Below are 15771 nucleotides of genomic sequence, written 5' to 3'. Positions count from 1 at the left end.
GGGGCTCCCATGTTGACCAACGGTGCGATGATCGCGGACCGCTACCGACTGCAACGCCTGATCGCCACCGGCGGTATGGGCCAGGTGTGGGAGGCGCTGGACACCCGGCTGGACCGCCGGGTGGCGGTCAAGGTGCTCAAGGCCGAATTCTCCGCCGACCCGACGTTCCGGCACCGGTTCCGGACCGAGGCGAAGACGACCGCGCAGCTCAACCACCCGGGTATCGCGGGAATCTACGACTACGGCGAAACCCTGGACCCGCAGGGCGGCGAAACCGCCTATCTGGTCATGGAACTCGTGCAGGGCGAACCGCTCAACGCGGTGCTCAACCGGCTCGGCCGCCTGTCCGTGGTGCAGGGCCTGGACATGCTCGAACAGACCAGCCGCGCGCTCGAGGTGGCGCATGCCGCGGGCGTCGTGCACCGCGACGTGAAACCCGGCAACATCCTGGTCACCCCGACCGGTCAGGTGAAGATCACCGACTTCGGCATCGCCAAGGCGGTGGACGCGTCACCGGTGACCAAAACCGGCATGGTGATGGGCACCGCCCAGTACATCGCGCCCGAGCAGGCCACCGGCGAGGACGCCACCTCGTCCAGTGACGTGTACTCCCTGGGCGTGGTGGGCTACGAGGCGCTGGCCGGACATCGCCCGTTCAGCGGTGACGGGGCGTTGACCGTCGCGATGAAGCATGTGCGCGACACCCCGCCGCCGATGCCCTCGGATCTGCCGCCGAATGTGCGCGAGTTGATCGAGATCACCATGACCAAGGATCCGTCGCGGCGTTACCACAGCGGCGGGGAGTTCGCCGACGCGGTGGCCGCGGTGCGGTCCGGGCGACGTCCCCCGATGCCGCGCGCCATGGGTGGTCCGAACACTCCGCAGGGCGGCGCGGCGCGGGTGCTGCCGCCGCCGACGGGCGCCACGACGGTCCTGCCGCGCGATTACGAGGATTCCGGGCGTTACACGAATGCCCATCGGGCGGGGGCACGTCCGGCCAACGCGACCAGCGCGATGCCCGGACACCCGGACGACGATCTGCCGTACGAGGACGAGCCCGGCATGAGCCGCACGACCAAATGGCTGCTCGGCCTGGGCATCGGCGCGCTGGTGCTGGGCGGCGCGGCGGCGTACGTGCTGCTCGCCGGCAGTCCGCCGCAGCAGTCGGTCACACCGGTGACCACCCACTCCACTACCGCCCCGGCGACGACAACGACCGAGGCGCCGACCACCACCGAGGAGCCGACCACGACCAGGTATGTGGCGCCCCCGGTGCAGACCACCACGACGCCGCCCAGCACGACGACGACCGCGCCGCCCTCGACCAGCGACACGACGTCGAGCACCGAAGGGACCACGACGACCACCGGTCGGCGTCATTCATCGATGCCGTGGGACACGGATGACTCGACTTACCCCTCGGTGGACATACCATCGTTGCCGGGTGTTCCGGGAGTCAACGGATACAGCCAGAACGGGTACAACCACAACGGATACAGCCAGAACAGCTATCCCGACCGCCGCTCGCACAGCCAGTACACCGACATCAGCCCGCCGGACACCTCCTCGCAAGGACTGCCATGACCACCCCGAAGAATCTGTCTTCTCGCTATGAGCTGGGCGAGATCATCGGATTCGGCGGAATGTCCGAGGTCCACAGGGCTCGGGACGAACGGCTGGGCCGCGATGTCGCCATCAAGGTGCTGCGCGCGGATCTGGCCCGGGACCCCACCTTCTATCTGCGGTTCAAGCGCGAGGCGCAGAACGCCGCCGCGCTGAATCATCCGGCCATCGTCGCGGTCTACGACACCGGCGAGGCAGAGGTGGACGGCGGTCCGCTGCCGTACATCGTGATGGAGTACGTGGACGGCGATACGTTGCGCGACATGGTGCGCGGCAACGGCCCGCTGGCCCCGCGACGCGCGATGGAGATCATCGCGGATGTCTGTGCGGCACTGGACTTCAGCCACAAGAACGGCATCGTGCACCGCGATATGAAGCCCGCCAACATCATGATCAACCGGCAGGGCGCGGTGAAGGTGATGGACTTCGGCATCGCGCGCGCGATCGCCGACAGCTCCAATCCGATGACCCAGACCGCGGCGGTCATCGGTACCGCGCAATATCTTTCGCCCGAACAGGCCCGCGGCGAGCAGGTCGACGCGCGTTCGGACGTCTATTCGGTCGGCTGTGTGCTGTACGAAATCCTCACCGGCGAACCGCCTTTCACCGGCGACTCGCCGATCGCGGTGGCGTATCAGCACGTTCGCGAGGATCCGAAGCTGCCGTCCAACGTCCATGAGGGCGTCCCGCGCGAGCTGGATTCGGTCGTGCTCAAGGCGATGAGCAAGAATCCGGCGAACCGCTATCAGACGGCCGCGGAGATGCGTTCGGATCTGATCCGGGTGCTCGGCGGGCAGAAACCGCAGGCGCCGACGGTGATGACCGAGGAGGATCGCACGACGTTCCTCGGCGCGGTCGACGCGCCGCGCTCGGAGGAGGATTCCGCCGACGCCGTGGCCCCACGCCCGCGCGATCCGCGCCGCAACATGCTGATCGGCGGGATCGCCGCCGGTGTCGTGGTGGTGTTGATCGCGCTGTACTGGGTGTTCCTCGGTCCGGGCAGCAGTTTCAATCAGATCGGCATCCCGGATCTGGCGAACAAACCCGCCGCGCAGGCGCAGGACGAATTGCAGAAGGCCGGATTCTCGGTGGCCATCCAGCAGAAGTCCGACAGCCGGACCGCGAACGGGAACGTCATCGAGACGCAGCCGCTGGGCGGGTCGCGCGCGCCCAAGGGCAGCACCGTCACCGTGCAGGTGTCCACCGGTCCGGCGCAGATTCCGGTGCCCCGGCTGGCCCGGCTGACCCAGCAGCAGGCCGAACAGCAACTCAGCGCGCTGGGCCTGCAACTGGATCCGAACATCGGTCACGATCCGTCCAGCGTCGATGACAAGGACAAGGTGGTGAAGCAGAATCCGCCCGAGGGCTCGAAGACCGATGCGGGCAGTAAGGTCACCATCTCCCTGGGCAAAGGTCCGGAACAGGTGCGGGTGCCGCAGGTGGTGGGCCAGTCGCTCACCGTGGCCGAGCCGAATCTGACCGACAGCAGTGGTTTCAAGGTCGTCGTGCAGAAGGTGCCCTCCTCGCGTCCCAGCGGCGAGGTGATCGCCACCGATCCGCCGGGCGGGTCGATGGCGGACAAGGGCTCGACCGTGACCGTGCAGGTGTCCAGCGATCAGATCACCATGCCGAATCTGGTAGGACTGACCACCTCACAGGTCCTGGACAAGCTGCGTTCGGCCGGGTGGACCGGCAGCGTAGGCCAGATCACCCAGACCACCCAGGGCACCTTCGACGCCGGCAACGTCGGGCGGATCGTCGATCAGCAGCCGAAGGCCAATTCGACCATCTCCAAGGACGCGACGATAACGATCGTCACGGGGGTACTCGGCCCGCCGTGATTCAGTCGAGCTCGAGGTGGCGATTCATCGACATCGCCTCCTCGGCCATATCGGCCAGCTCGATCACCTCGACGCCGTGTTCGCGCAGTTTCTCGACCCCGACGCAGTCCGTGACGAAGGTGGACGGCTCCCGCCACGCGATGACCACCCGCCGGATCCCGGCGGCCAGGATGCGGTCGGTGCACGGCGCGCGATCCTTGGACGCGCGCTGTGAACAGGGCTCCAGGGTGCTGTAGAGCGTGGCGTGCGCGAGGCGGGGATCGTCGCCGAGTTTGTCCAGCGCGGACTCCTCGGCATGCACCTTCGCGTCGGTCTCCCGCGAATACCCGTGCGCGAGTTCGACATCGTCCTGGTCGACGATGACCGCCCCGACCGAGAACGCCCCCGGGCTCTTGGGGCACAACCGAGCCAATTCGATCGCATGCCGCATGCGCTGCCGCAAGACCGAACTGTCCCGATCCTCCGGGTCTTCTGCCGACACGTCGGTACCCCTTTCGCTGCCCTGTGGCTCGGCGGCTTCTGTGGACAAGTCTGCACCCCTGACGTTGTGGAAGGGAACCGGTTCAGGCATCGCCGACCGTGTTGTGCGCCTTGGGCAGATAACGCAGCAGCGCGATGTCCCCGACGCGGGTCAGGTCGGCGAGTTCCATCCTGCGCGCGGAACCGCCCGGATAGGCGGCAGGGTGCAGGAAGCGGGGGGCGGCGGGGTCGCCCACCAGGATCGGGGCCACGGCCAGGAGGAGTTCGTCGGCCAGGTCGGCGGACAGGAAGGCGGTGTGGATTCGGCCGCCGCCCTCGACCATCAGACGGGTGACGCCGCGGCGGCCGAGGTCGTCCAGCAGCGCGCCGAAATCTATTGCGGCGCCGAGGGATACGACCTCGGCGAGACCGGAGAGACGGTCGCCGAGACGGATCGCGCCGACGTCGGTGGTGTACACGAGTTTGTCGCCGCCGTGATGCCAGACGCGCAGCGCCGGATCCAGGTCACCACTCGCGCTGACGGTGACCTTCACCGGGTATTCGGGTTTCCCGGCGGCGATCCGCCGGGCACGGCGATCCGCGTCGGTGACCAGCAGCCGGGGATTGTCGCTGCGCAGGGTCTGCGCGCCGACCAGGATCGCATCGGAATCCGCGCGCACCGCGTCGACCCGATCGAAATCCACCGGATTGGACAGCAGCAGCCGGTCCGGACTCGCATCGTCGAGATAACCGTCGACGCTGACCGCCACGGACAGCAGCACATACGGTCGCCGTCCGTCGTTGCCGCTCACGCCGCATCCTCCCGACTCCCCGCCGCGACCGCACGGGACGACAACATCACGACGCGGTTCAGACCAGCGCCGCGACCTCGGCCTCCAACGTCTCGACCAGAGCTTCGGCCGGACGCTCGCCGCAGACCTCGAGCCAGTTGGCGAGCATCCGATGCCCGCCCTGGGTGAGCACCGATTCGGGATGGAACTGCACGCCGTGAATGGGCAGGGTGCGATGCCGCACGGCCATCACGATTCCGCTCTCGGTGCGGCCGAGCACCTCGATCTCCTCCGGGAGGGTGTCCTCGAGGACGGTGAGCGAGTGGTAGCGGGTCGCGGTGAACGGATCCGGCAACCCGGCCAGCACACCGGCGCCGACGTGGAACACCGAGCTGGTCTTACCGTGCAGCAGTTCGGCGGCGCGGGTGACCGTCGCGCCGAACGCCGCACCGATCGCCTGATGCCCGAGGCACACCCCGAGCAGCGGAACCCGATGCCGAGCGCAGGCGCGCACCAGCTCGATACTGGCCCCGGCGCGATCCGGCGTCCCCGGTCCCGGGCTGATCAACAGGCCGTCGAATTGGGTGACGACCGCGTCCGGATTCGCCAGATGCGGATCGTCGTTGCGCCACACCGTGGCCTCGACGCCCAGCTGGCCCAGATACTGCACCAGGTTGAACACGAAGCTGTCGTAGTTGTCGACGACCAGTACACGCATGGCGCAAGCCTACGGGGTGCCGAACCCGACGTCGCGTGAATACCCCGCGCACGGCCATCTCGCGACCCGGTCGGCCCGCGCGCGAGCACCGCGAGCCACGCACGTACACCCAGCTGGGATAGCCTGAAGGCAGACCGGCGACGCAGGGCGTCGCGCGCACGCCCCCGCCGGTACGACCCGCACCCGAATACGAGGACGTCATGCCCAAGTCGAAGGTCCGCAAGAAGACCGATTATACGATCAACCCCGCCAGTCGCACCCCGGTCAAGATCAAGGGCGGCCCCTCCTCGGTCTGGTACGTCAGCATCATGCTCGGCTTCATGCTGGCCGGGCTGGCCTGGCTGATCGTGTACTACCTGGCCAGCGACAAGCTGACCTGGATGGCGAACCTCAACGCCTGGAACTTCCTGATCGGGTTCGGACTCATGGTCGTCGGCCTGGTCATGACGATGCGGTGGCGCTGACCCGGCGCGGAGTGTTCTTACACCTGTGTTATTCATGCACACCTGTGGATGAGCCTGTGGACAACTTGAGGAGCGAGTGGGGATCGTGACCGCATCCGAACCGGTGTCCCGCCTGCAATGGTCCACACCGCCCATGGCCCTCGTGACGGCCGCCGTGGGCGGAATCGTGCTGGCCGCGGCCGCCGTGTTCACCGGCGACGCGCCGAGCCGCCTGCTGGTCGGACTGGCGGCGATCCTGCTGCTCGGGCTGGCCGCACTCGGGCTGCGGCAGCGTCCGCGGATCACCATCGTGCCCGGTCAACGCCCTGTGCTGGTCGTGCGCGGGCTGCTCGGCGCGGTGGAGTATCCCCGGGAGCGGATCCTGCGGGCCCGGGTGGTGAGTTTCCGCCGGCTCGGGCGCAAATCGCCCAATCTGGAGATCGACGTCGAGCACGACGGTGAGGACCGGCTGCTCATCTTCGGCCGCTGGGATCTGGGCGCGCATCCCCAGGACGTCATGGACGCGCTCGTGGCACACGGCCTGGCCATGTGACCGGCTGTCGGGTCAGGAACCGAGCGAGGCCGCGGCCGCACCGATCAGCAGGAGCGTCAGCACCGCCACCAGCGCCACCGCGCCCCACCCGACGCGCAGTCCCGTCTCCTGGGTGCGGACCCGCAACCACTGCGGCCCGTACAGCAGCCCGACCGTGGCCAGCGTGCCCGCGGCCAGGCCGCCGAGGTGCCCCCAGAGCGAGATGCCCGGCACCGAAACGCTGATGATCAGGTTGATCACGATGACGACCAGCATCTGCGTGGGACTGCGCCGCAGTCGCAGCAGCACGACGGTCAACGCGCCGAACAGTCCGAAGATGGCCCCCGAGGCCCCCGCGGTGAGCGCATTCGGGGCCAGCCACATCACCGCGGCCGCACCGCCGAACAGCGAGGTCAGATAGATCGCCAGATAGCGCCAGCGGCCCAGCACCGTCTCCGCGTCGCGCCCGAGCAGATACAGCGCGAACATGTTGACCGCCAGATGCAGCGGACCGTAGTGCAGGAACGCACCTCCGACCACGCGAATCCACTGGCCGTGGGCCACCGCCTGCGGCCAGAGCACCCAGTCGTGGAACAGCGCCGACGAACTATTGGCGGCCACGCTGTGCGCCTGCACGGCAGTGATCGCGAATACCGCGACGTTCAGCGCGATCAGCGCGTAGGTCACGTACGGCGTGGGCCGGGTGGGTGCCGGGCTGCCGACCGGCGTGCGCGCCTGCCGCACATCATGTTGCCCCTGGGCCACGCATTCCACGCACTGCTGTCCGACCGCGGCCTGGCGCAGGCATTCCGGACAGGCCGGCCGCCCGCACCGAGTGCATGCCAGACCGGTGGTCCGATCGTGATGGCGGAAACAGGTCGGTGCGGGCGGTTGGGGATTCACGAAACTCCGTGTTCATCGACGGTGAGCGGCGCGAGGGCGGTAACTGCACGCTACCCTCGCAAATCGGACCGCTCATCCCGGGCGGAGAAATTCAGTCGATCGTGATGCCGGAGATCGTCACCGGTTCCTTCGGCCGATCGTTGCGATCCACCGCGGTGGTGGCGATGGCGTCCACGACCTTGCGCGAATCCGGCTCCAGCACTTCGCCGAAGATGGTGTGCTTGCGGTTCAGATGCGGCTGCGGGCCGACGGTGATGAAGAACTGCGAGCCGTTGGTGCCCGGCCCGGCATTCGCCATCGCCAGCAGGTAGCCGCGGTCGAAACGCAGCTCCGGGTGGAATTCGTCACCGAACTCGTACCCCGGTCCACCGCGGCCGGTTCCGGTCGGATCGCCGCCCTGAATCATGAACCCCTCGATGACCCGGTGGAAGGTGCTGCCGTCGTAGAACGGGCCCGTGGTGCCGCCACCGGCGTTCTGCGTCGAGTAGGGCGCGCTGCCGTCGGCCAGAGTGATGAAATTACGCACGGTCTTCGGCGCGTGGTTACCGAAAAGCGCGATCTTGATATCACCGTGGTTCGTATGCAGCGTTGCCACGGAGGTCTGATTCGGTGAAGTCACGTCGAACATGTTGGCACACGCGAGGCTATGTTCCACTGTACACCGGCCGGAGCCGCCGGATTTGCTGGGAAACTGCACCTGGTGGCTGATATTTCGATTGTCCCGCAGGGTGAATCGAGCTGCTGCGCCAAGGCCGGCAAACCCGCTCAGCGGTGCGTGGCGTGTTGGGGAGTCGCGCCGTTGGTGCTGTAGCCGAGGCGGGGCGGTTCGGGGGCGGGCGCCGGGAGCTGCGGACGGCGGGTGGCGACCCGCCATGCCGCACCGCCTGCTACGGCGGCCAGAACTGCGACGATCAACCGGTTGCGCAACCGGCCCTTCCGGGAACTGCCCAACTGCATACGACCACTGTGTCACAGCAGCGCGCTTCGCGCAGAAGGCACTGCTCAGTGTGGCGGCGGCTTCACCGGCTGACGGTGCGCTCGAACTGACGCAGCGACAACGGCACGAAGACCACCAGCAGCACGACCACCCAGATCAGCGTGGTGAGCACCGGATGCCGCATGGACCACACCTCCGGGGGCGGAGCCAGCGAACTGGTGTTGCCGAACAGATCGCGGGTCGCCTGCGTCACCGCGGACACCGGATTCCAATCGGCGAAAACCTTCAGCGGCCTTGGCAATTGGGCGCTGGGAACGAAGGTGTTGGCGATGAACGTCAGCGGGAAGATCACCATGAAGCTCGCGTTGTTGAACACCTCGGGCGCACGTACCAGCAAACCGACCACGGCCATCATCCACGAAACCGCGTAGGCGAACAGCAACAGCAGCACATAGCCGAGCACACCGTCCAGGAACGATCCGCGAATCCGCCAGCCGATCAGCAGTCCGGTGATCGACATCACCACCAGGCTGACCACGTTGATCACCACATCGGCGACGGTGCGCCCGATCAGCACCGCGGCCGGGGCCATCGGCAGTGAGCGGAACCGGTCGATGATGCCCTTCTGCATATCCTCCGCGAGGCTGGAACCGGTGAACGTCGCGCCGAACACCGCGGTCTGCGCGAAGATGCCCGCGATCAGGAACTCCCGATAGGACGTGCCGGTGACCTTGATCGCCGAGCCGAAGATGTACGCGAACAGCAGTACGAACATGATCGGCGAGAGCGTGGAGAAGATCAGCACGTCGGGTACCCGGCGAATCTTGATGACGTTGCGCTTGGTGATGGTCACGCTGTCGCTGATCAGCATCGCGACGCGCCGGAACACCGCGGGCTCGTCGGAAACGCTTGTCGCGGAAGCCATCAGGCGACTCCTTCCCCGGTGTCCCCATCCTCCGCACCCGATCCCCGCGCCTCGTGCCCGGTGAGGGTGAGGAAGACGTCGTCCAGCGAGGGGCGGCGCAGCCCGACGTCGTGAATCTTCACCTCGCGGGCGGCGAGCCGCCCGATCGCGTCGACCAGGGCCTGTGAGCCGTCGCTGACCGGCACGGTGATGCGGCGCAGACCCGGTTCGAGATGGATCTCCCCGACCGCGAACTCGGCCAGCGCCTCCCGCGCGACCTCCAGGCTGTCGATGTGGTCGACGGTCAACTCGATGCGATCGCCGCCGACCATGGTCTTGAGCTCGTCGGCGGTACCGCGGGCGATCACCTTGCCGTGATCGATGACAGCGATCGCGTCGGCCAGCCGATCCGCCTCCTCCATGTACTGCGTGGTGAGCAGCAGGGTGGTGCCGGCGGCGACCAATTCCTCGATGACGTCCCACAGATCCAGCCGGGCGCGCGGATCCAGGCCCGTGGTCGGCTCGTCCAGGAACAGCACCGGCGGATTGGCGACCAGCGCCCCGGCCAGGTCCAGCCGCCGCCGCATACCGCCGGAGTAGCCCTTGACCGGGCGATCCGCCGCATCGGCGAGATCGAACCGTTCGAGCAGCTCGCGCGCCCGCTGCTTACTGCGGGCCACCCCGAGGTGGTAGAGCCGCCCGACCATCTCGAGATTCTCGAAACCGGTGAGATATTCGTCCACGGCCGCGTACTGGCCCGAGGCCCCGATGCGGGACCGCAGCCGCCGCGGCTCGCGCAGGACGTCGATTCCGGCGACCGTGACGCGGCCGGAATCGGGTGTCAGGAGGGTGGTGAAGACCCGTACCGCCGTGGTCTTGCCCGCGCCGTTCGGCCCGAGCAACGCGGTCACCGTGCCTTCGGGCACACGCAGATCCAGACCGTCCAGGGCGACGAGACGACCGTACTTCTTGACCAGGCCCTCGGCGATGATGGCATCGACCATGACCTCTCCTGACGTTCCCACCGGCCGCGGACCGGATATCTGCGGATCTCGCGGCAAGTATTGCCCAGACCACCGACAGGTTCCATCGAATATCGCCTCTGCCAGGGCGAACGTTTCAACGGACCGGCGGTGCGGGCGGGAAGTCGGGGCCGCACCCCGGGGGTCCGGCGGGTGCTCGGGGGTGCCGGCGGGGTGCGACCGATGTCATCGTCTCGTCCGGCGGCGCGGTATGCGCGAGTACCGCACTACCCGACTCCCCGCAGGGCGCTACTCGGTCGACCGATCCAGCCGCCCCCGGACACGCCCGGAATATCCACTTCTCAATTGTGACCGTGTCGCGAACTCGCATACCGACCGGTCGATGGCGACCATTCAGCGAACCGGTAAGTATCTGCTTTCCATACCGTAACCGACTGAGTAACAACAGGTTTCAATATATCCACGATGCTCGGTGAGCCCTCCAGCGACGCTTCAGCAGCCCCACCGACACGCCCGCCCGAAAAACTTTCCAAAAGTGGCAGCCCTCATACTCACACAATCGCCGATCGTCGCGTAGGATCATTCACGTCGGCCCCTCCCCCCCGGGCCGACCCTACGCGGGCCTCGGCAAACTCCCCCCCTTCGCCGAGGCCCGCTCCTAATTTTCGGGTTAGTTCCGTACAGCGGCGGCAGCGCGTCCCACGCCGACCGCCGCGCACGGTGAACAGCCTTCACGAATCGGGTGCGTATCACCCACGTCCGTTGCGCCGCAGCACATGTGAGCGCAGCAGGTTGATTCCCCGGACCCGCACGCTGCGCAGATGTCGCATCGCGAATTCCGGCTCTCCGGCCAGCTGCGTGGCCACGCCGTCATCGATCAGCACGGTCCCCGGACGCGCCACACCGGTCAGCCGTGCGGCGACGTTCACCGTCGAGCCGTACAGATCGCCGAACCGCTGCAACACCTGCCCGAAGGCCAGGCCCACGCGCAGTTCGGGCATGGTGGTGGCATCGGATTCGCCGCGCCCGGTCTGGGCGGCCGCGGCGGTCTGGATGTCCAGCGCGATCCGCGCGCCCACCACCGCCGTCTCGGCGGCGAACATCACCTCGTCGCCGACGTTCTTGATCACCCATCCGCCGTTGGCGGTGATCGCCTCGGTGGTTACGGTCTCGAACGTCTCCAGCAGATCCGAGAGCTCGTCGCGATCCAGATGCCGGGTCAGCCGGGTGTAACCGACCATATCGGCGAATCCCACCGCGAGGTCGCGAACGCTCTCCCCCGCCCCGTCGCTGCCCAGAGACCGGGCCAGCGCGGCGGCCAGATGCCGCCGCCACGCGTACGCCTGCAATCGCTGCAGGGTCGTGACGACCTCCTCGGTCGCCTCCATCGCGACCGTCTGGGGGTCCAGTTCCGGATCCTGCGCGGTGATCGAGGCGATTCGATTGATGATCTCCTCGACCACCAGATCGACCTGCCATTCGGCCAGCCGCGCCATCGACTGCCCCATGGTCCGCACGGCCGCGGACTGCCGCCGGATATCGGCGCCGCTGAACGCGTCCAGACTCCGAAAGTCCCGTGCCGCAACCACATCCGCGTCGGTGTACTCGATCGCGGTCCCGTCCGGATCCGCGGCGAACCCGAGCGCGAGCCACAGTCGCCCGCTCACCTCCTGCGGCACCCCGGACTGCCGCACCACCTCGGCCCGGTCGTAGAGTCGCGGGCCGCCCAGCAGATACGGCTCCACGACCGACTGCACCAATGTCGACAACTCCGCGCGGTCCATGGTCAACGACCATACGGCCGTACACGGCCGATCCCCACCCGATAGTGCTGTGTCACAACGCCACGGCCCGACGCCCGCGCCCGCGATGGCCGGACGGAACCGTCGTCACCGCACGCCGAACACAAGCACTCCGGTGAATTCCACTGTGCGACAAGCACAGTGGGCTATCCTGACGTGCCGTTGACCGATCCGATCCCGCGCACGCCCTGCCGGCCGGGTGGCGCGGCCTCCCGCGAGGTCACACCGCATGCCCCGACCGGCGCCCAGGTGGCTGCGCTCAGCGAGTGGTCACCTCGTGCCACAGATCCGCATCGCCGCGCTGGCGGAATTTGTTGATGGCGAAGATGACACCGACGACGACACCCAGAGTGAGAAGAAGTTTCATGAAACCCACCCTACTGTCATCGCCGAATCTCGCCCAGGAGGGTCCGAAGTCACTCTGGCGCAAGCACTCCCGTCGGCGTCGCGCGGCGGGGGAACGATTCAGGCCGAGGGCCGGGATTCCGGGATCGACCGGTCCTGATCGTCGGTTGCGCCGATGCTGGCCAACAGTCGCAGACCGTCGTGGGCGTTGCTGCCGGGTCGGGCGGACAGGATGACCAGTTCGGTGCCGCTGTCGCCGGGGACCATGAAATTCTCCTGATGTAATTCCAGGTCGCCGACCAGCGGGTGGGCGAAGGGTTTGCGGCCGTGCGAGCGGCAGCGCACATCCGCCTGAGCCCACAGTTTGCGGAACCGTTCGCTGTGCACGGCGAGTTCGCCGATCAGGGCGGTGAGCTGCGGGTCGTCCGGATCCTTACCGGCCGCCAGACGCAATTGGCCCACGGTGTCGCGGGTGCAGGCCTCCCAATCCGCGTAGAGGTCGCGGCCGTCGGATTCCAGGAAGATGTGCCGGGCGATATTCAATCCGCACATGGGTCGCCGCCCGTAGAGCAGTTCGGCGAGCCGGTTGGCCGCGACCACGTTCAGGCGCTGATCGGCGATGAAGGCCGGACTGTCCGGAATGAGCTCGACCACCCGCAGCAGTTCCGGGCGCTGCCGAGCCGCACCGTCGGCCGCGTCGGGCGCGCGCCGCGGGCGATGTGCGAGCCGATGCAGATGCGCGCGTTCCACCCGGTCCAAGCCGAGTACCCGGGCCAGTGCGTCGAGGATCTGTTCGGACGGCTGACGGGCACGTCCCTGCTCGAGCCGGACGTAGTAATCCACGCTGACCCCGGAAAGATGCGCGATCTCCTCCCGCCGCAGTCCGGTGACCCGCCGACGCGCATCGGGCGTGATGCCCACCGTCACCGGATCGACCCGGGATCTGCGGGTGCGCAGGAAATCGGCGAGGTCGTCCATGTCTCCAGTATCACCACGCGGCCGGACGGCCCGGGTGGTCCTGCCGATACCAGGAACTCCGGTCCGACGGTTCGAGCGCCCCTGAACACCGCGCCCACCGGCGGCCACCATCGAGGACATCCGATCCGCCAGGAGGCAGTCATGAAGGTGTTCATCGTCCACGCGCATCCCGAACCCGGCTCGTTGAACGGGGCGTTGACCGGGATCACGGTCTCCACGCTGACCGGGGCCGGACACGAGGTCCGCGTCAGCGATCTGTACGCGATGGGCTGGAAGGCCACCGTCGACGCGAACGATTTCGGTTCCGCCGCAACGCATCCGCTCCACGTCGGGCACAGTTCGCGCCGCGCGTACCGGACCGGGACGCTGTCCGCCGACATCCGAGCCGAGCAGGACAAACTCCGCTGGGCCGACGCGGTGATCCTGCAGTTCCCGCTGTGGTGGTATTCGATGCCCGCGATCATGAAGGGCTGGGTGGACCGCGTGTTCACCGACGGATTCGGTTACGGCGTAGGCGAACACGATGAACACAGGTACGGCGACCGCTACGGCGAGGGGACGCTCGCGGGCAAGCGTGCGCTGCTGTCGGTGACGATCGGCGGCAAGGAGACGCACTACAGCGACCGCGGCATCAACGGCCCGATCGAGGATCTGCTCTTTCCCATCCAACACGGCATCCTGTACTACACGGGCATGGACATCCTGCCGCCGTTCGTCCTGTACGGCACGAATCGTGTTTCCCCGGAGGACTTCTCGGTCGCGGCGAAGACCTGGGAACAACGTCTGCTGACCCTCGCGGACACCGCACCGATCCCCTACCGCTCGCAGAACGGCGGCGACTACGAGATGCCGACCCTGCGCCTGCGCTCCGGTCGCGAGCACTCGGCCGAGCAAGGGTTCGCACTGCATCGGCACAAGACGGCCTGATCCGAGCCATGATCGCCGCACGGTCCCCGTTTTGACCCCACCCCCCGCCGAGGGGTACCGTTTCCGAGGTTGTCCACGCGGACGCCAACCAACCGGGGCCTTAGCTCAATTGGCAGAGCACTGCCTTTGCAAGGCAGGGGTTAGGGGTTCGATTCCCCTAGGCTCCACTCCAACGGCAGGTCAGGGCCGCTTTTCTCATCGGGTACGAGCGAGGAGAGCGGCCGATCTTCCAACTAAATCCCAACTAATTGCTCTGACGAGCCTCGCCGGTCACGGCGACGTTCAGCGCGTCCGCCGCCGCCTGATGAGTTCGCCCGCGAGCCATATAGCGCCGTTGGGTCATCGAAGGATCGGCATGTCCGAGCACGTCAGCGGTGACCCGCGCCGACAGCCCGGCATCATCCAGAATCGTCGCGACCGCACCCCGGAAGCTGTGGACGGTCACGTCATCGGGGATGTCCAGTGCGGTCCGTACGCGCTGCCACTCGTGCCCGACGTTCTGAGGATCACGCAGTGTCCACGCAGCCGAGGGGAACACCAGATCCAACACATCGGCCGTCGGGTCGGGCGGAGACTTCAACCGACGAGCCGCCAGCACAGCCTTGCGACGCTTCAACATCTCCACCGCGAACTCCGGCAGCGCGATCACCGTTTTCCGGTTCTTCGGATCATCGTCCTTGTCGGTGCGGACCAGTCCCGTGCTCTTGGTCCGCACGACCTTCCCACTCAGCCGCAATGTCCGTTCCCCCAGATCGAAGTCCGACCACAGCAGCCCGAGAATCTGACTGCGGCGCAGTCCGGTTGCGGCCAGCAGGGTCACCCAGTCCGCCAGATCCGCGCTCTCGCAGTAGTCCGCGACGGTCGGCGGCGTGTAGGACTTCACCGGCCGTCCCCGAGTCCGTTCAGCCTTGGACAGCTTGCGCGGACAGGGCAGCTGTGAGGTCCGGACAGCGGCCAGGATGAACCGCATCTCATCCACAGTGATGTCCCGCGCACCACCTGTCCGCCCCTTGGCCTCGATGTTCTTGGCCAACTGGGACTCCCGGACCGGATTCACGGACAGCGCATCCTTGCGGACCGCATACCGGAACATGCCGGACAGCACATGCCGCGCTGTCCGCATCAACGCCGGTCCCTTGGACTTGCCGAGGTCGGTCAGGAATATCTCCACCGAGGATGTGGTGACCTCGAGCAATCGCCGCTCGCCGAACGCACTGTTGAACAGCTCTGCCACCAGGTCATAACGTTCGAGCGTGCCCGGAGCCCGTTCTTGTTCTTCCAGGTACTTGCGGTACAGGTCCCACAGTTGCCGAACAGTTGTGGACTCGGACAGTTCCCCGCCCAGGTCCACCCGGACCGCCGAGACCGCCGCCATCACTGCATCCAGCGCCCGAGCCCCGTTGCGGTCCGGAATCCTCCGTCCGCGTGCATCGAGCTTGACCGGTGAGACTCGTTTGATGTCTCGGCGACGGCCAGAGGCATCACGGACCAACAGGCGTGCGGCCCAATGCCCTGGGGACAGCTCGGTCAGCATCGGCTTGCCGGGGACACCGATGGGACGGGCCGGTCTGCCCCGGGTCATCGG

At 67.3% G+C, this 15771-nt stretch carries 17 protein-coding genes and 1 tRNA gene; 6 read left to right on the top strand and 12 right to left on the bottom strand.

Translation table 11 applies throughout. The features are described 5' to 3' along the window. Nucleotides 1–9: 9 nt before the first annotated feature. Nucleotides 10–1584: a protein kinase domain-containing protein gene (locus NM2_RS02755; protein WP_067663494.1), complete on the top strand. Its 1575-nt coding sequence runs from the start codon at nt 10–12 to the stop codon at nt 1582–1584. Continuing rightward, on the top strand, nt 1581–3464 hold the full coding sequence (gene pknB / locus NM2_RS02750; RefSeq protein WP_067663491.1) for a Stk1 family PASTA domain-containing Ser/Thr kinase: 1884 nt from the start codon (nt 1581–1583) through the stop codon (nt 3462–3464). The genes NM2_RS02755 and pknB overlap by 4 nt, the downstream gene beginning before the upstream one ends. 1 nt (nt 3465) lies before the next feature. Here pknB and NM2_RS02745 read toward each other — a convergent pair whose 3' ends face one another. The 3 genes from NM2_RS02745 to NM2_RS02735 form a co-directional block, all read right to left on the bottom strand. Then, nucleotides 3466–3945, bottom strand: coding sequence for a cytidine/deoxycytidylate deaminase family protein (locus NM2_RS02745; protein WP_245717806.1), 480 nt, complete (start codon nt 3943–3945; stop codon nt 3466–3468). Nucleotides 3946–4027: 82 nt separating this feature from the next. Next, nucleotides 4028–4735 carry a RibD family protein gene (locus NM2_RS02740; protein WP_067663488.1) on the bottom strand — a complete coding sequence of 236 codons (708 nt, stop codon included), beginning with the start codon at nt 4733–4735 and terminating at the stop codon, nt 4028–4030. Between the two features lie 58 nt (nt 4736–4793). After that, the gene (locus NM2_RS02735) at nt 4794–5432 is read right to left on the bottom strand and encodes an aminodeoxychorismate/anthranilate synthase component II (protein ID WP_067663485.1); all 639 of its coding nucleotides are present in this window, start codon (nt 5430–5432) and stop codon (nt 4794–4796) included. Nucleotides 5433–5632: 200 nt separating this feature from the next. Here NM2_RS02735 and crgA point away from each other — a divergent pair, with 200 nt between their 5' ends. Beyond that, complete coding sequence (crgA, locus tag NM2_RS02730; protein WP_067663482.1) at nt 5633–5896, top strand: cell division protein CrgA; 264 nt, start codon at nt 5633–5635, stop codon at nt 5894–5896. A gap of 133 nt (nt 5897–6029) precedes the next feature. Continuing rightward, nucleotides 6030–6428 carry a PH domain-containing protein gene (locus NM2_RS02725; protein WP_084530415.1) on the top strand — a complete coding sequence of 133 codons (399 nt, stop codon included), beginning with the start codon at nt 6030–6032 and terminating at the stop codon, nt 6426–6428. A 12-nt stretch (nt 6429–6440) separates the two neighbouring features. Here the strand turns inward: NM2_RS02725 and NM2_RS02720 are convergent, their stop codons facing one another. The 8 genes from NM2_RS02720 to NM2_RS02695 all read right to left on the bottom strand — a co-directional run bounded on the left by NM2_RS02720 (nt 6441) and on the right by NM2_RS02695 (nt 13259). Then, the gene (locus NM2_RS02720) at nt 6441–7310 is read right to left on the bottom strand and encodes a rhomboid family intramembrane serine protease (protein ID WP_067663475.1); all 870 of its coding nucleotides are present in this window, start codon (nt 7308–7310) and stop codon (nt 6441–6443) included. A gap of 91 nt (nt 7311–7401) precedes the next feature. Further along, a complete protein-coding gene (locus NM2_RS02715; protein ID WP_067663621.1) occupies nt 7402–7929 on the bottom strand; it encodes a peptidylprolyl isomerase in 528 nt (175 codons plus the stop codon). A gap of 146 nt (nt 7930–8075) precedes the next feature. Beyond that, entirely contained in the window at nt 8076–8267 is a 192-nt protein-coding gene (locus NM2_RS47135) for a hypothetical protein (protein ID WP_084530414.1), read from the bottom strand. A 62-nt stretch (nt 8268–8329) separates the two neighbouring features. Further along, entirely contained in the window at nt 8330–9172 is an 843-nt protein-coding gene (locus NM2_RS02710) for an ABC transporter permease (protein WP_067663472.1), read from the bottom strand. Continuing rightward, nucleotides 9172–10155 carry an ATP-binding cassette domain-containing protein gene (locus NM2_RS02705; protein ID WP_067663469.1) on the bottom strand — a complete coding sequence of 328 codons (984 nt, stop codon included), beginning with the start codon at nt 10153–10155 and terminating at the stop codon, nt 9172–9174. Before NM2_RS02705 ends, NM2_RS02710 begins: the two co-directional genes overlap by 1 nt. A 728-nt stretch (nt 10156–10883) precedes the next feature. Next, nucleotides 10884–11918: an adenylate/guanylate cyclase domain-containing protein gene (locus NM2_RS02700; protein ID WP_067663467.1), complete on the bottom strand. Its 1035-nt coding sequence runs from the start codon at nt 11916–11918 to the stop codon at nt 10884–10886. A 277-nt stretch (nt 11919–12195) separates the two neighbouring features. After that, nucleotides 12196–12303, bottom strand: coding sequence for a DLW-39 family protein (locus NM2_RS50840; protein WP_218008718.1), 108 nt, complete (start codon nt 12301–12303; stop codon nt 12196–12198). A 98-nt stretch (nt 12304–12401) separates the two neighbouring features. Next, nucleotides 12402–13259 carry a helix-turn-helix transcriptional regulator gene (locus tag NM2_RS02695; RefSeq protein ID WP_067663464.1) on the bottom strand — a complete coding sequence of 286 codons (858 nt, stop codon included), beginning with the start codon at nt 13257–13259 and terminating at the stop codon, nt 12402–12404. Nucleotides 13260–13400: 141 nt separating this feature from the next. On the opposite strand from NM2_RS02695, the gene NM2_RS02690 reads away from it, so the two are divergent. Then, a complete protein-coding gene (locus tag NM2_RS02690) occupies nt 13401–14186 on the top strand; it encodes an NAD(P)H-dependent oxidoreductase (protein WP_067663461.1) in 786 nt (261 codons plus the stop codon). A gap of 94 nt (nt 14187–14280) precedes the next feature. After that, nucleotides 14281–14353: transfer RNA gene (locus tag NM2_RS02685), tRNA-Ala, on the top strand. A gap of 77 nt (nt 14354–14430) precedes the next feature. Here the strand turns inward: NM2_RS02685 and NM2_RS02680 are convergent. After that, on the bottom strand, nt 14431–15768 hold the full coding sequence (locus NM2_RS02680; protein WP_084530413.1) for a site-specific integrase: 1338 nt from the start codon (nt 15766–15768) through the stop codon (nt 14431–14433). Between the last annotated feature and the right edge of the window lie 3 nt (nt 15769–15771).

This window comes from Nocardia miyunensis NBRC 108239, from assembly GCF_001613065.1.
Classification (GTDB): domain Bacteria; phylum Actinomycetota; class Actinomycetes; order Mycobacteriales; family Mycobacteriaceae; genus Nocardia; species Nocardia miyunensis.
The sequence above is the reverse complement of the archived record's forward strand: the minus strand, read 5'-3'. Positions and strand labels throughout refer to the sequence as shown.

Bases quoted from the DNA above. Each gene is read 5' to 3' on its own strand.
- NM2_RS02755 (WP_067663494.1), top strand. From the start codon at position 10: ATGTTGACCAACGGTGCGATGATCGCGGACCGCTACCGACTGCAACGC.
- pknB (WP_067663491.1), top strand. From the start codon at position 1,581: ATGACCACCCCGAAGAATCTGTCTTCTCGCTATGAGCTGGGCGAGATC.
- NM2_RS02735 (WP_067663485.1), bottom strand. From the start codon at position 5,432: ATGCGTGTACTGGTCGTCGACAACTACGACAGCTTCGTGTTCAACCTG.
- crgA (WP_067663482.1), top strand. From the start codon at position 5,633: ATGCCCAAGTCGAAGGTCCGCAAGAAGACCGATTATACGATCAACCCC.
- NM2_RS02725 (WP_084530415.1), top strand. From the start codon at position 6,030: ATGGCCCTCGTGACGGCCGCCGTGGGCGGAATCGTGCTGGCCGCGGCC.
- NM2_RS47135 (WP_084530414.1), bottom strand. From the start codon at position 8,267: ATGCAGTTGGGCAGTTCCCGGAAGGGCCGGTTGCGCAACCGGTTGATC.
- NM2_RS02710 (WP_067663472.1), bottom strand. From the start codon at position 9,172: ATGGCTTCCGCGACAAGCGTTTCCGACGAGCCCGCGGTGTTCCGGCGC.
- NM2_RS02705 (WP_067663469.1), bottom strand. From the start codon at position 10,155: ATGGTCGATGCCATCATCGCCGAGGGCCTGGTCAAGAAGTACGGTCGT.
- NM2_RS02700 (WP_067663467.1), bottom strand. From the start codon at position 11,918: ATGGACCGCGCGGAGTTGTCGACATTGGTGCAGTCGGTCGTGGAGCCG.
- NM2_RS50840 (WP_218008718.1), bottom strand. From the start codon at position 12,303: ATGAAACTTCTTCTCACTCTGGGTGTCGTCGTCGGTGTCATCTTCGCC.
- NM2_RS02695 (WP_067663464.1), bottom strand. From the start codon at position 13,259: ATGGACGACCTCGCCGATTTCCTGCGCACCCGCAGATCCCGGGTCGAT.
- NM2_RS02690 (WP_067663461.1), top strand. From the start codon at position 13,401: ATGAAGGTGTTCATCGTCCACGCGCATCCCGAACCCGGCTCGTTGAAC.
- NM2_RS02680 (WP_084530413.1), bottom strand. From the start codon at position 15,768: ATGACCCGGGGCAGACCGGCCCGTCCCATCGGTGTCCCCGGCAAGCCG.